Raw genomic sequence first — 13,355 nt, forward strand, 5'->3', positions numbered from 1 at the left:
ACCCGCAGTACTGCCAAAAGTCAGGCCCTTGTCGCGGCGGTTCAGTTGCGCTCGGCATCGACCAGCTCGAACGGGACGGTGGACAGCTTCGGCACCGATTCCCCACGCAACTGGGCGAGCAGCAGATCGACCGCCTGCCGCCCCATCTCCCGCTCGTCCTGCCGGACATGCAGAAACGGCAACCCACCGATCGGATCCCCCGGCGAGTCGAAACAGCTGATCACCTGTTCCCGCGGCTGCCCGAACGCCCGATCCAGCATCCGCGCCAGGTTGTACTCACACGCCACGTACGCCGTCACCTCGGGCACCCGATCGCGGAACGCCCGGATCACCTCGACATCGGCGTTCACACTCTCCCGCGTGAACGACCCCGGCAACGTACTCCGCAACGACGTGAGCTGGTGCGCCCGGTACTCCCCCGGCTCCCGCTCCGCGAACGCGGCCCGGAACCCCTCCAGTCGGTCCTCGATACTCGACGTGTTCTGCGGCGGCGGCGACACGAACGCGATCTGCCGATGCCCGAGGTCGAGCAGCCGCTCGGTCAACGCCCGGGACGCCGCGACGTTGTCCGTGTGCACGGCAGACACCGGGATCCCGGACAGGTGCCGGTCGACCAGCACCATCGGATACCCGTCGAGCACCTGCCGCAACAAGCTCGCGTTGTAGAAGTCGCCATGCACCGGGAACACGATCAGCCCATCGACCTCACCCGACCCGGCCAGCGATTCCACCGCCCGTTCCTCATCCGCCTGCCGCCCACGCGTCCGCCGTACGAGCAGGTTCATCCCGTGGTCGGCACACCGCTCCTCGATCGCACGCAACAACTCCAGCCCGTACGCCTCCGAGACATCCGGTACGACGAGCGCGATCGTCCTCCGCCGCTCCCGAGTTCTCGCCCGGACCGCCGGCAGCGTCATCCCCTCCAGGTCAGGTAGCTCACGGACGACGAACGAGCCCTTACCCCGGATCCGCTCGACCAGGCCCGCCTCCCGGAGTACCTCGAGCGCCCGCTTCGACGTGATCCGGCTGACCTCGAACTGCGCCGCGAGCTCCATCTCCGATGGCACCCGGTCGCCCGGCCGGAGTACACCGCGCTTGATCTCCGACAGCACATGGTTCGTGATCCGCAGGTACAGCGGCGCCATCCAGCCCTCCTCCACAGCTTGAGTTGATATACCAAATCACCTCCACCAGGCCGGCGCAAGGACGACTCGGTGTTTGTCGGCGGCGTCCGGCAGGGTGATTCGCGGAGGTGATCGAGCGTGTGGATCACAGGCAAGCGTGCCCTCATCACCGGCGCCGCGGTCGGAACCGGCCGCGCCATCGCGGAACGGCTGGTAGCCGAAGGCGCCGAAGTCGTGCTCGTGGACATCGACGCGTCCGCTGGTTCGCGCGTCGCGGCAGCGATCGGCTCATCCGCTCGGTTCGAGCCCGTCGACATGCGTGACGACCTCGCCGTGGCAGCGGTGCTGAAGTGCGCACCGGACATCCTGGTGAACAACGCCGGCGGCGGCCCCGACCTCCGGCCGTGCTTCCCTGAGGCGTCGGCCGCACGGTGGACTGCATCGCTGGAGCTCAACCTTCGCGCGCCGATGCTCGCGACCCAACTCGTCCTCGAGCCCATGCGCCGAGTGGGTGGCGGGGCGGTGGTGAACGTGGGCTCGACCGCCGGACTGGGACACAGCCCGCACGTATCACCGGAGTACAGCGCTGCGAAGGCAGGGCTGATCCGTTTCACCTCGACGCTCGCGGGACTGCGGGAGAGCCACGGCGTACGAGTCAACTGCGTCGTCCCAGACTGGGTCGCGACCGAGCGAGGGTTGGCAGAACAGGCTGCGCTGCCTCCGCCTCAGCGCGGCCCCGCTCTCGTACCACTCGAGACGCTGACCGATGCGGTCATCCGATTCGTCGAGGACGAAACCCTCGCCGGACGGGTCATGTTGCTCGACCGCGGAAAGCCTCCCGAACTCCTGCCGTCGCCATGACCGGGTAGGTGTGCTCGCCTGACACTTCGGCCGGATTTCGGCCTGTTCGGCGACCTTTCGGGCTGGGAGCATGCTCGCCATGACGCGCCCGCCGGTCCCCGCCTTCGCCATCGTCCCGGTCGCGGCCATCGCTCTCACGGTCGCCGCCGTCCTCACCGCTCTCTCCGGCCGCTACGGATACCACCGCGACGAGCTGTACTTCCTGGTCGCGGGCGATCACCTGGCCTGGGGATACGTCGACCAACCCCCGCTGACCCCGCTCCTGGCCCGGATCTCCACCACGATCTTCGGCGACACCCCAGCCGGCCTCCGCGTGGTCGCGACCCTCGCATGCTGTCTGACCGTGGTCGTGGTCGCGCTGATCGCCCGGGAGTTCGGCAGCGAGCGTCGAGCTCAGATCCTGGCCGCGCTGGCCGCCGCCGTAGCCGGATTCGTCCTCGGCACCGGTCACATGGTGTCGACGGCAACCTTCGACCTGCTCGCCTGGATGCTGATCTGCTTGTTCGCGATCCGCCTACTCCGCACCGGCGACGGCCGCTGGTGGATCGCCCTCGGCCTCACCACCGGGATCGCCCTCGAGAACAAGTACCTGGTCGTCCTACCGCTGGCAGCACTCCTGATCGCCGTACTGATCCTGGGCCCACGCAACGTGTTGAAGTCCTGGTGGTTGATCGCCGGTGTAGCGCTCGCTTGTCTTCTCGCTGCCCCCAACCTCATCTGGCAGGCCACCCACGACTGGCCGCAACTCACGGTTGCCGGCGGCATCAGCGAGGACGACGGCACCGAGAACCGCATCATGTTCGCCCCCCTCCAACTCCTCCAACTCTCCCCCTTCCTGGTCCCCATCTGGATCGCCGGCTTCCTCCGCTTGTGGCGCACCCCCACCCTCCGCTGGGCCCGCCCGATAGCGCTCGCCTACCCCATCCTCTGCGTCATCGTCCTAGCCACCGGCGGCAAGAGCTACTACGCCCTCCCCCTCCTCCTGGTCCTAGTCGCAGCGGGCTGCCAACCCACTATCGACTGGGCCCGCGGCGCCCGCCGTACGACGCTGCTCGCAGCCGGCCTCGCGCTAACCGCAATCACGTCAGCCATCTTCACCCTCCCCGTCCTCCCCACCTCGGCCGTCAACGCCGTCCTCCCCATCAACCCCGAACAAGGCGAACAAATCGGCTGGCCCGAACTAGCCCAAACCGTCGCCACCGCCTGGAACCAAATCCCCGCCGACCAACGCGCAACCGCAGTCCTTTTCGCCGGCAACTACGGCCAGGCAGGCGCCCTGGCCCGCTACGGCCCCCAACACGGCCTCCCAACCCCGTACTCCGGCCACATGTCCTTCGCCGACTGGCCCGCCCCACCCGACACCCAAACCGGCCCCGTCCTCCTGGTCGAACAAGAACGCACCCCCCGCTACGAATCCCACTTCACCACCTGCACCCAGGTCGCCACCTTCACGACCCCCGCCGAGGTGGACAACGAGGAAACCAACACCGCCATAGTCCTCTGCACCGCCCCCACCAAACCCTGGTCCGCCCTATGGCCAGCCCTACGCCGCTACTACTAACCCACTCCACCCACCCCTGGTCCTGGTCCAGCCCCTGGTCCACCCCCTGGCCCGCCCTCCGCCACTACGGCCGGGTCACGCCGATGGGAGTCTGCTCAGGACCTGCGCGGCGTCGTCGTTCTCGGGGTCGAGGTCGAGGGCGCGTCGGAGGGCAGTCCTCGCCAGGTTGAGCTGCCCGTCCAGCTGATGGGCGCATCCGGTCATCGTCCAAGCCACGGATGAGTCCGGACGCAACTCGGTCCACACTCGCAGGAGGGGCCAGACCAGGCTTGGGCGGTGCAGCTCGATCGCTCCCCACGTGGCGTCGACGAACCCCTCGTCGTCGAGGTCGAACTCGGCCGGCTCGACCGCCGCCAGTCGGTGGTACACCGCCTTTGCGGCGTCCGGCCCCGACGTTGTCAGCGCCTCGGCGACGGGGCCGACGACCGGGGGCACCAAGGCGCGCATGGCCACCACCCCCTCGCCCAGCTCCCCGGGCGTCGCACCGGAGATCACCGAGAGGGGGACATCGGCGAGGGCGATGTCGAGCGCTGCTGCCGCGATGGGCGAGGCGGGGACGGTGTTGGAGTTGGCCAGAATGACGACGCCGGTCCGCCGCTCAGGCACCAGCACGACCCTCGACCCGAACCCGGGGTCCGCACCGCTGTGGCTCAGCGTTCGGTGCCCGCGGTAGCTGCCCATGGCCCAGCCGAGCGTCGCCGCATCCTGCCATGGGGGGTGACCCACCGGCACCACCGGCTGCCACATCAGGTCGAGCAGCCCAGCGTCCAGCCTCGCCCACTGCCCGTCGGAACCCCCGGCAGCCACCTCGGCCGGCTCGAAGTGGGCCACCATCCAGCGACACATCTCGACCAGGTTGGAGTGCAGAGTCGAGCTCGGGGCATGGCGCCTGGTGTACGGATAGGCTCCCTCGGGCACCGACAGTGGCATCCCCACGTGCGGTGAGGCAGCCAGGTGCGCGGGCACCTCGCCGCGCAGGAAGGTGCTGTTCCGCATCCCGAGTGGGGCCAGGACCTGTTGCCGCATGGCTTTCTCGAACGTCGTGTCGGTGGCCCTGGACAGCAGCAGCCCGAGCAGCTCGTACCCGGCGTTGGAGTAGGAGAACGCCGAGCCGGGCTCCGCCTGCAGCCGCCAGTCCGACAGGCTGCGAGCGAATTCGCTGAGCGCGTCGTCGCCGAGCTGAGGGTCGTGCCAGCCGTAGTCCGCGACGTCGGGGAGACCGCTCGTGTGGCTCAACAGACGCCGGGCTGTGACCTCTCCTGCCCGACCGTCGGCCAGCGTGAACTCAGGCACCCGTTCGGTGATCGGAGCATCCAGATCGAGCACCGGTTCGCCGCCGTCGCGAGCGGTCGCCAGCGACACGATCGCGGTCGCTACGAACGGCTTGGACACCGACGCCAGGTGGAACATCGTCTCGGGCGTGACCGGCGCGCCGGTGCCGACGTCACGGACGCCGAACCCGCGCGAGACGACCTCCTCATCGCGCACCAGGGCAACAGCCAGGCCCGCCACCTCGTGCGACCCGACAAAGGCCTCGACCAGAGGCCACAACCCATCCTCCACACTGCCCCGAAGGCCCGCCCCCATATCCACGCCCCGACGGTACGCCGTCCTGCAGCTCTCGTGGAGTCGTACGGCGGAATGGTTTGAATCAGGCCAGAGCGGGAACCCGGATGCTGCTGGGTTCCCGCTCTGACCTGCGGTTTCTTACCGTGGGCGATACTGGGTTCGAACCAGTGACCTCTTCGGTGTGAACGAAGCGCGCTACCACTGCGCCAATCGCCCGTTCTGGTCGTGCTGGTGATGCTTTGTGGTGTCTTGCGGGTGAAACCATAGCGCATTGGTCCGCGACGTACGAATCCGGCGGGGCTACTCTTGCTGCAAGACGGAGACCCCGTCGCCGTTGGAGACAGACTGTGACTTTCTCGCACGACACCGAGCACGCGCTCGCCACACTGGTCCGGCTGGTCAATACGCTGCCCGGGCCGAACAGCCAGGTCGACACGCTGGAGACCCTCGAGGACCTGGAGAAGTTCATCCAGGAGCGGGAGTTCAGCGCGGTCGGCACGCTGACGGAGACGGATCTGCAGGAGATCCGGGATCTGCGGCCGATGTTCTCGCCGGTGTTCACCACGAACTCCGACGCGGAGGCGGCCGCGCTGATCAACGCGATCGTGGCCCGGGGTACGACGACGCCGAGGCTGACGAATCACGACGGTCATCCGTGGCACATCCACTATTCGCGGGACGGCGCGTCGATGACCTGCCGGATCACGGTGGAGTGCGGGATCGCGCTGGCCCAGGTGATCTCGGCCGGCGAGCGCGAACGTCTGCGCCGCTGCGAGGCCCCCGACTGCGACGACGCCCTGATCGACCTGTCCCGCAACCGTTCCAAGCGGTACTGCGACGCCCGCACCTGCGGCAACCGCCTCCACGTAGCCGCCTACCGAGAGCGCCGCAAAGCCTCCGGCGAGTAGTTCATCTCCAGCGAGCAGCCAGTACTACCCCCGCCAGGCCGCACCTCGTCCCGTTGCCGCGCGCCCGAAGAACCCCGCCTGATCCCGAGCCGTCGCCTGTGGATTGGGGCTGCTACGGGTTGGGGTCTTCGGTGGCTCGGTCGGCGAAGATCTTGGCGACGGCGGCGGTGACTTCGCCCGGCGCTGGGAGCTCGCGGTCGTCGACGCGGTGGATGGCCTGAACGTCGCGGGTGGTGGACGTCAGGAAGATCTCGTCGGCATCGGCGAGTGCGGTCAGCGGGAGATCGCGTTCGGTCGCGCCGTACCAGGCCAGGACCAATGCGCGGGTGACACCGGCGAGAGCGCCGGAGGAGAGCGGTGGCGTGACGAGTTCGCCGTCGAAGACGCAGAAGATGTTCGTACCGGTACCTTCGCAGAGGTTGCCGATCGTGTTGGCGAAGATCGCCTCGGTGCCACCGCGCTCCTTGGCGTAGGCGAGCGCGCGAACGTTCTCGGCGTACGAGGTGGTCTTCAGGCCGGCGACCGCACTGCGTTCGTTGCGCAGCCACGGGACGGTGACGATCGCGGACGTCGGCGCCGGCGGCTGGATCGCCTGGGACGCGACGAGCAGGGTCGGCCCGGTGGTACCGCGATCCGAGGACAGCGGCGAGACCCCACCGGTGTACGTGATGCGCAGCCGGCCGAATGCGATACCGGGATCCGCCTTCATCACCACCGCGATCGCATCTTCGACCTGCGCCACGTCCGGCTCCGGCAGCCCGAGACCCGTCGCCGACGTGACCAGCCGCTCCAGATGCCTGGTCACCGCGAACGGCTGCCCGTCAACGATCTTCAGCGTCTCGAAGACCCCGTCACCCGTGGTCAGTCCGTGGTCCAACGGCGAGATCGCACCCGCGACCGGATCCGGCACCACGGCACCGTTCAGCCAGACAATCATCAGCTCTCCTTCCAATCGACACCTTAGTGCCGCCGATCCGCCCGTCCGCGACCGCGCCCATTCCCACGCGATCACACGCCCAGCCCGTACGCCGCGCGGCGCCCAATTCGGTGCAGGCAACGTGCCGCGGCGTACTCACAACTCGGTCGGACGTTCGCGCCCGGCGACGGTTTCGTCTTACAGGATTGGGATTTCGGCTACGTTGCGCACGCCTTCGGTGACCGGCTGATGACACCCGGTAGGCCGGGAGGTGACCCCCGATTTTTGAGTTCGAGCCCCGATGAGCTAATGTTCTTCTCGCGCCGAGGGGAACGAAAACCCGGTCGCAACGCGGACGTAGCTCAGTTGGTAGAGCGCAACCTTGCCAAGGTTGAGGTCGCCGGTTCGAACCCGGTCGTCCGCTCGGAGAGGGTTCGGCAGGCCAGCTTTCTCATGGTGGAGTGGCCGAGAGGCGAGGCAACGGCCTGCAAAGCCGTGTACACGGGTTCGAATCCCGTCTCCACCTCGAAACCCTCAGTACCGCGGACGATTGGCGCAGCGGTAGCGCGCTTCCCTGACACGGAAGAGGTCACTGGTTCGATCCCAGTATCGTCCACGAAGGCGATGGGCGAGGTGTGTCCGCGGAAAGCGCGGAGCGCCTCGCCTTCGTCGTTTGTGCGGCTGCGCTTCGCTTGCCGCGCGGTGGGGGCTTCGCCACCCACACCCCCTACGCCTTCGCTTCGCTCGGCGGCTGGGGCTGGGCGCCGCGGTCGGGTGCAGGGTCTGTGGTTGATGGCCGACGTTGGGTGCTGCCCTGGCTGATCGCCGTCGTTTGGGGTGCTGCCCCTGGCTGATCGCCGGTCTGGTAATGCGTCTCTGGTTGTTCGCCGCCTGTACCGATGGACATGACGTAGTCGGCCGCGCGGCGGCTCTCTACGCCTGAAACCCATCAAGTGGACGCCCCGGCAGGCGACTACTACATGTCGATCAGTTCGCCGGCCGGGCGGGAAGCGGCCGGCCACACCCGTCGGCGGCGAGCGACTAGGGGCGCGCCGTACTAGGCGACGTGCTTTTAGATGAGCCAGGTGGCGTTGTTCATGAGGATGCGGTTGGGGAGTTCGTTGACCTCGCGCCAGGCTTGGATGCGTTGGGGTTGAACCTGGAAGTAGGGGTAGTTGCTTTGGCGGGGGTCGAAGCCGCATTTGGTGGCGAAGGCGTCGGCCAGTTCGTCGGACGGGACGGCCGGGGTGGCGGTGCCGGTGATGAGGAGGACATCTCGGGTTTGGCCGATGGCGAGGTGGAGTTGGCCTGACGCCTTGAGGTTGCGGCTGGTGGGGTTGTTCGCGGCGGTGGACAGCCAGAGGGATCCGCCGTCCCACAGGAACGAGAGGGGAACCAGGTACGGGGTGCCGTCCGTGCTGGCGGTGGAGACCCACGCGTCGACCTCTGTGTCCAGCCGTTTCAGCGCGTCGTGCTTGCGTTCTTCGGGGGTGCGGGCGGGGTCTGCCACTGTGGTCTCCTGATCGGCGGGGTCTGTCAGTGTCACATCTTGGTGGGTGGTGACGTCACCTCTATGACGCGGTCCGGACAGAAGTGTGACCGCCGGAGGGGAAGAGGCATCGATGCAGGACAACGAGTGGCTCGCGGCGCGGTTCGAGGAGAACCGGGAGCACCTGGGCGCGGTGGCTTTCCGGATGCTCGGGTCCCGGCAGGAGGCGGAAGACGCCGTACAGGAGGCGTGGATCCGGCTGAGCCGCTCGGATCCGGGGTCGATCGACAATCTGGGCGGCTGGCTGACCACTGTGGTCGGGCGGATCTGCCTCGACGTACTGCGGTCGCGGCGCGCGCATCCCGAGCAGGCTGTCGGGGAACACTCCCCCGCGCTGGCCGATCAGGAGATCGCAGATCCGGAAGTCGAGGCCGTGCAGGCCGACTCGGTGGGGTTGGCGTTGCTCGTCGTGCTGGAGACGTTGACGCCGGCGGAGCGGTTGGCTTTCGTCTTGCATGACATGTTCGCGGTGCCGTTCGAGGAGATCGCGGTGATCATCGGGCGATCTCCCGCGGCCGCTCGGCAGTTGGCGAGTCGGGCTCGGCGGCGGGTGCAGGGGAAGCCTGATGCTCCGGAGGCCGACGCGGCGCGGCAGCGGGAGGTGGTGAGCGCGTTCCTCGCGGCGTCTCGTGGTGGGGACTTCGAGGCGCTGCTGGAGCTGCTCGATCCAGGCGTCGTACTGCGGGCCGACGACGCCGTGGTCGCGTTGGGTGGTGCGGTGGCCTTGGTACGTGGAGCAACCGCGGTCGCCGAGTCGTTCTCGGGGCGGGCGCAGGCGGCGAAACTGGTTCTGGTCGACGGTCTCGCGGGGCTCGTGTGGGCGCAGCGCGGGGAGCCGCGGGTCGTCTTCGCGTTCACGGTCACGGATGGCCGCATCACCTCCATCGAACTGCTCGGCGACGACGATTACCTGCAGCAGGTCGAGCTGTCGCCAGTCGAGGAATAGGTGCTCGTTCTGTCGGATTGCGCGGGGTGTGGGCAGGTGTTCGGTGTCAGGTTCGGCGTACGACGCTCGTGGGGCTGGTGTGACTCGTGTGACATTTTGCCCGCCTGGGCCGGAGTGAGCGCGACACCCCGGATACTCGGTTTCTGCGGGGGCCGAAAGTGCGCTACTGTTCTGCTCTCGCACCGAGCCGAACAGCTCGACGCGATGCGGACGTAGCTCAGTTGGTAGAGCGCAACCTTGCCAAGGTTGAGGTCGCCGGTTCGAACCCGGTCGTCCGCTCGGACTAGGTCCAGCAGGCCTGAGACTCTGTGGTGGAGTGGCCGAGAGGCGAGGCAACGGCCTGCAAAGCCGTGTACACGGGTTCGAATCCCGTCTCCACCTCGAACAACCGAGGTACCGCGGACGATTGGCGCAGCGGTAGCGCGCTTCCCTGACACGGAAGAGGTCACTGGTTCGATCCCAGTATCGTCCACGAAGGCGATGGGCGAGGTGTGTCCGCGGAAAGCGCGGAGCGCCTCGCCTTCGTCGTTTGTGCGGCTGCGCTTCGCTTGCCGCGGGTGGGGGCTTCGCCACCCACACCCCCCAACGCCTTCGCTTCGCTCGGCGGCGGGGGCTGGGCGCCGCGGTCCGACTACATCCGCAGGTACGAGCCGCCGTTGAAGTCGAGCACGGTTCCGGTCGCGAACTCGGCCTGTGGTGACGCGAGATACAGGATCGCCGCCGCAACCTCATCCGGCGACGCGATCCGTTCAAGCGGACTCTCAAGACGCCGACGCTCATACCCGTCACCCTCAAGCGCACGCGTATTCATATCGGTCACGGTCCACCCGGGCGCGATGGCCGTCACCGCGATCCCGTCAGGTCCGAGCGATCGCGCGAGCGACTGGGCCAACGAGATCAGCGCGGCCTTACTCGCGCCGTACGCCGGCTGGTTCGGCTCACCACGGAACGCACCCCGCGAGGACACGTTCACGATCCGCCCACCACGCCCCATATGCCGAACCGCGCACCACGTCGTGTTCGCCGCTCCCAGCAAGTTCACTCCGAGCGTTTCCGACCAAGCCCGCTGCCATTCCTCGTACGACGTCTCACGGATCCGATGGGTCTCGTACACCCCCGCGTTGTTCACCAGCACGTCGATCCCGCCGAGCGCCGCAGCAACCTCATCGACCATCTGCTGGATCTCGGCAGGCTGAGCGAGATCCGCCCGAACCATCACATGCCCGTCACCCGGCAACGACTTCAGTACTGCGGCCGCCGCGTCCTCCGACCTGCTGTAGTGGACCGCAACCCGGTCCCCTGCCTCCGCGAAAGCCAACGCAGTAGCAGCACCAATCCCCCGCGAAGCCCCCGTCACCAACACAGCTCGACCCATGCCCCGAGTCTTTCACGAGCCCCTACGGACGAGGCTTGGAGTCGCGCCGATAGGACTTGGACGCGCGAACCCATTCCTTCTTGGCCTCGGCCCGAAGGCGGGCGTCCGTACGCCGGGCCATGAAGGCCGCCTCCCGCTGCAGCCGCTGCCAGCTCTCAAACCGGCGTACCGGCAGCGTCCCATCCTCAAGCGCAGCCCGCACAGCACAACCAGGCTCCGTCACATGCACGCAGTCCTTGAACTTGCACCGCTCCGCAAGCGCCGCAACATCCGGGAAGGCAGCAACCACGCCGTCCCCCAGCTCCTGCAGCCCAATGCCACGCAGCCCCGGCGTGTCGATCACGACCCCACCACTAGGCAGCGGGATCAACTCGCGCCGTACCGAGGTATGCCGCCCCTTGCCGTCATCCCGGATCGCCCGGACCTCCAGCAACTCCACGCCAACCAGCGCGTTCACCAACGACGATTTGCCGGCGCCACTCGCACCAAGCAGAGCCATCGTCGCGTTGCCGTCGAAGAGAGCCCGTACTGCGTCGAGCCCCTCACCCGTCGTCGCGCTGCAAACCAGTACGTCGGCCCCGGGCGCGGCCGTGGCCACATCCTCGGCAACGGCTTCCGCATCCCCGACCAGATCGGCCTTGGTCAGTACGACGACCGGGCGCGCACCGCTTTCCCACGCGAGCGCGAGGAACCGTTCGATCCGGCCGATGTTGGGTTCCGGTTCGAGGCCGACCACGATCGCGATCACGTCGACGTTCGCCGCGAGCACCTGACCACGAGAGGATCCGCCGACCTCGGCGCGGACGATCGCAGTACGGCGTGGCGCGATCGCCTCCAACGTGATCCGGTCGTCGGGCCAGTTGCGCAGGGAAACCCAGTCGCCGGTACACGGCACCGCCTGGGGATCGGCCGCGATCGCCGCGAGCACGCCGCCGGACCAGGTCACGCGGACCGGCCCGTCCTCGGTGAACACGGTCGACAGACCCTTGTCGACCCGGGCAACTCGCCCCGGAACCAGTTCGGCGGAACCCGGAAGAGTGGTGAAGTAATCAGCCGTGGTGTCGTCGAGACCCAGGGCCAGAAGATCAGCTGACATCGTGCGACGAACCTTTCAAGAGGTCCGGCCGCGAGATCAGCTCAACGGACGGACGGTACGGGAGACTGCGGCCGAATCGGCCAATCGATGGCTCATGGCGGCTCGCCTCCCTTCGGTTGTCCTGCCGTCGGTTCCGACGGACTGTCGCGATGCCCTCAGCCTAGGTCTTCGCCGTCGACCGGCGCACCAGATTTTCCGACCCGCTCCGGCTCCCGCGACGGCCCCTCCTGCGGTGACACTGTCCGCGGCGGAGCCTTACCGTCCTCCCGCCCCGGCCGGACGACGGGTTCCGGCGCCGAGACCGGCGTGATCGTCCCTGCGTCGATGGGAGCGGGAGCCGGCTTCCCGTGGCCCGCCGACCCCTCGATCGCACGGGCGAGCTTCACCTCCGGCCGCTCCTCCCCGACACCAGGCTCCTCGGCGATGTGATGCGGATCCGCCTCGGCCTTCATCACCGGCTCCGACCCCTCCTGCGCCGACTGCGCCAACCTCTCCTGCTCCAGCTGCTCCTGCGCGAGCTTCTCCTGCCGCGCCTTGTGCGGCCACAACCGATCGACCACAGCGTTCAGCGCCGCCCCGATCAGTACTGCGATCGCCGTCAGGTACAACCACAGCAGAACGGCGATCGGTGCCGCCAGCGGTCCGTAGATCGACGTCCCGCCCACCGTGCTCTGCAGGACCCACCGCAACACGAAGCTGCCGAGGATCCAGATCGACAACGCCAGGAACGCACCCGGCAGATCCGACACCCACGGCGTCCGGACCGGCACCGACAAGTGATAGAGCGTGTTCAGGAAGCCCGCCGACAGGATGGTGACCACGGGCCAGTAGAGCTGGTTGAGGAAGTCCACTCGCTGCGGCAGCACATAGTTGACAGCGTCCGGACCGGCCAGCACCAGTGGAAGAACGATCACGCCGATCACCAGGGCCGCGCAGTACAGGCTGAAGGACAGGGCGCGGGTACGGACGATGCCACGACGGCCCCCCATCCCGTACATGATCGTGATGGTGTCGACGAAGACGTTCAGCGCGCGACTGCCGGACCACAGCGCCAGCACGAAACCGATCGAGATCACGTCCGGCCGGCCGCCGTCGAGCACCGAGTCGAGCGTGGGCACGATGACTTCCCGGACCGAGTCGGCGGTCAGCGCCTGGCCGGCGATCTCGGCAATCTGGGTCTTGATCTCCTCGATCGTCTCGACCTCGAAGTACCGGCTCGCGATGTAACCGATACTTCCGGCCAGCCCGAAGATCAGCGGTGGCAGCGAGAGGATGGCGAAGAACGCCGCCTCGGCCGCGAGCCCGGTGACCCGGTAGCGCAGACAGACCCCGACCGTCTGGGTGATCAGCTTCCAGGTCGTCGCGGGGATACGCCGCACCATGGCGAATGGGACCGATGTCCCACCGCCGTGCGCTGACCCAGAGCGTGCCATACCGCTTACCGTACTGA

The 13,355-nt window shown here is 67.8% G+C and carries 11 protein-coding genes and 7 tRNA genes; 10 read left to right on the forward strand and 8 right to left on the reverse strand.

Annotated elements, in window-relative coordinates:
* Nucleotides 1–41: 41 nt before the first annotated feature.
* Complete coding sequence (locus EV643_RS17855) at nt 42–1,145, reverse strand: GntR family transcriptional regulator (protein WP_133801222.1); 1,104 nt, start codon at nt 1,143–1,145, stop codon at nt 42–44.
* Nucleotides 1,146–1,262: 117 nt separating this feature from the next.
* Between EV643_RS17855 and EV643_RS17860 the strand changes: the two genes are divergently transcribed.
* Complete coding sequence (locus EV643_RS17860; RefSeq protein ID WP_133801223.1) at nt 1,263–1,985, forward strand: SDR family NAD(P)-dependent oxidoreductase; 723 nt, start codon at nt 1,263–1,265, stop codon at nt 1,983–1,985.
* A gap of 79 nt (nt 1,986–2,064) precedes the next feature.
* Nucleotides 2,065–3,546, forward strand: a complete 1,482-nt coding sequence (locus tag EV643_RS17865) for an ArnT family glycosyltransferase (protein WP_133801224.1) — start codon at nt 2,065–2,067, stop codon at nt 3,544–3,546.
* A gap of 75 nt (nt 3,547–3,621) precedes the next feature.
* On the opposite strand, the gene EV643_RS17870 is transcribed toward EV643_RS17865, so the two are convergent.
* Both EV643_RS17870 and EV643_RS17875 read right to left on the reverse strand, forming a co-directional pair.
* A complete protein-coding gene (locus tag EV643_RS17870) occupies nt 3,622–5,133 on the reverse strand; it encodes a serine hydrolase domain-containing protein (protein WP_238165666.1) in 1,512 nt (503 codons plus the stop codon).
* A 126-nt stretch (nt 5,134–5,259) separates the two neighbouring features.
* Nucleotides 5,260–5,331, reverse strand: a tRNA-Val gene (locus EV643_RS17875).
* Between the two features lie 131 nt (nt 5,332–5,462).
* On the opposite strand from EV643_RS17875, the gene EV643_RS17880 reads away from it, so the two are divergent.
* Nucleotides 5,463–6,023 carry a CGNR zinc finger domain-containing protein gene (locus tag EV643_RS17880; RefSeq protein WP_133801226.1) on the forward strand — a complete coding sequence of 187 codons (561 nt, stop codon included), beginning with the start codon at nt 5,463–5,465 and terminating at the stop codon, nt 6,021–6,023.
* A gap of 112 nt (nt 6,024–6,135) precedes the next feature.
* On the opposite strand, the gene EV643_RS17885 is transcribed toward EV643_RS17880, so the two are convergent.
* Nucleotides 6,136–6,960 (reverse strand): aminotransferase class IV, encoded by an 825-nt coding sequence (locus EV643_RS17885; protein WP_133801227.1) that lies wholly within the window; start codon nt 6,958–6,960, stop codon nt 6,136–6,138.
* Nucleotides 6,961–7,290: 330 nt separating this feature from the next.
* On the opposite strand from EV643_RS17885, the gene EV643_RS17890 reads away from it, so the two are divergent.
* The 3 genes from EV643_RS17890 (at nt 7,291) to EV643_RS17900 (ending at nt 7,555) form a co-directional block, all read left to right on the forward strand.
* Nucleotides 7,291–7,363: transfer RNA gene (locus EV643_RS17890), tRNA-Gly, on the forward strand.
* 31 nt (nt 7,364–7,394) lie between these two features.
* A tRNA-Cys gene (locus tag EV643_RS17895) sits at nt 7,395–7,465 on the forward strand.
* An 18-nt stretch (nt 7,466–7,483) separates the two neighbouring features.
* Nucleotides 7,484–7,555 (forward strand) — tRNA-Val (locus tag EV643_RS17900).
* A 456-nt stretch (nt 7,556–8,011) separates the two neighbouring features.
* Here the strand turns inward: EV643_RS17900 and EV643_RS17905 are convergent.
* Nucleotides 8,012–8,485 carry a pyridoxamine 5'-phosphate oxidase family protein gene (locus EV643_RS17905; protein WP_238165649.1) on the reverse strand — a complete coding sequence of 158 codons (474 nt, stop codon included), beginning with the start codon at nt 8,483–8,485 and terminating at the stop codon, nt 8,012–8,014.
* Nucleotides 8,486–8,561: 76 nt separating this feature from the next.
* Between EV643_RS17905 and EV643_RS46715 the strand changes: the two genes are divergently transcribed.
* From EV643_RS46715 to EV643_RS17925, 4 genes are all read left to right on the forward strand, one after another.
* Complete coding sequence (locus EV643_RS46715; protein ID WP_133801229.1) at nt 8,562–9,434, forward strand: sigma-70 family RNA polymerase sigma factor; 873 nt, start codon at nt 8,562–8,564, stop codon at nt 9,432–9,434.
* Between the two features lie 206 nt (nt 9,435–9,640).
* Nucleotides 9,641–9,713: transfer RNA gene (locus EV643_RS17915), tRNA-Gly, on the forward strand.
* A gap of 31 nt (nt 9,714–9,744) precedes the next feature.
* Nucleotides 9,745–9,815 (forward strand) — tRNA-Cys (locus tag EV643_RS17920).
* A gap of 19 nt (nt 9,816–9,834) precedes the next feature.
* Nucleotides 9,835–9,906: transfer RNA gene (locus tag EV643_RS17925), tRNA-Val, on the forward strand.
* Nucleotides 9,907–10,065: 159 nt separating this feature from the next.
* Here EV643_RS17925 and EV643_RS17930 read toward each other — a convergent pair.
* The 3 genes from EV643_RS17930 to EV643_RS17940 all read right to left on the reverse strand — a co-directional run bounded on the left by EV643_RS17930 (nt 10,066) and on the right by EV643_RS17940 (nt 13,338).
* Nucleotides 10,066–10,809, reverse strand: a complete 744-nt coding sequence (locus tag EV643_RS17930; RefSeq protein ID WP_133801230.1) for an SDR family NAD(P)-dependent oxidoreductase — start codon at nt 10,807–10,809, stop codon at nt 10,066–10,068.
* Nucleotides 10,810–10,831: 22 nt separating this feature from the next.
* Nucleotides 10,832–11,905, reverse strand: a complete 1,074-nt coding sequence (gene rsgA / locus EV643_RS17935; RefSeq protein WP_133801231.1) for a ribosome small subunit-dependent GTPase A — start codon at nt 11,903–11,905, stop codon at nt 10,832–10,834.
* A gap of 155 nt (nt 11,906–12,060) precedes the next feature.
* On the reverse strand, nt 12,061–13,338 hold the full coding sequence (locus tag EV643_RS17940) for a YihY/virulence factor BrkB family protein (RefSeq protein ID WP_133801232.1): 1,278 nt from the start codon (nt 13,336–13,338) through the stop codon (nt 12,061–12,063).
* Nucleotides 13,339–13,355 lie beyond the last annotated feature (17 nt).

The organism is Kribbella caucasensis (assembly GCF_004361855.1).
In the GTDB taxonomy this organism is placed as follows: Bacteria; Actinomycetota; Actinomycetes; order Propionibacteriales; family Kribbellaceae; genus Kribbella; species Kribbella caucasensis.